A 369-nucleotide genomic window follows, 5' to 3' on the forward strand; every position below is an offset into this window, starting at 1 on the left:
GGTGCAACAGAAAAACCGCACCATTCACGCGGGCGATGCCAGCAGCTCCCAGGTGTTATACTGCGTCGCTCTGCCACTCAGCGATTGCGAGATAGATGTGCCCGAGGTAACCGCGCCCGGTGAATTGCCGGTCCACCAGATTCATTGCCAGATCCAGCAGATCGACGCGCTCAACCACGACGTCAGCCGGGTCTGGCTGCGCCTGCCCGCCGGCAAGAAAATCCAGTGGCACGCGGGCCAGTACCTGATGCTGAACCTGCACGGCGAAAGCTATCCCTTTTCCATCGCCAACCATTGCGATGGCCGCGATATTGAATTGCACATCCGCCATGGTGATGACAACAGCGCCGCCCAGGACATTATGGCCAG

The 369-nt window shown here is 59.6% G+C and carries 1 pseudogene; it reads left to right on the forward strand.

The annotated features are described in order from the left end of the window. Positions 1-369: pseudogene (locus A3754_RS06290) on the forward strand (flavin oxidoreductase); the annotation flags it as partial.

The organism is Alcanivorax sp. HI0083, assembly GCF_001635175.1.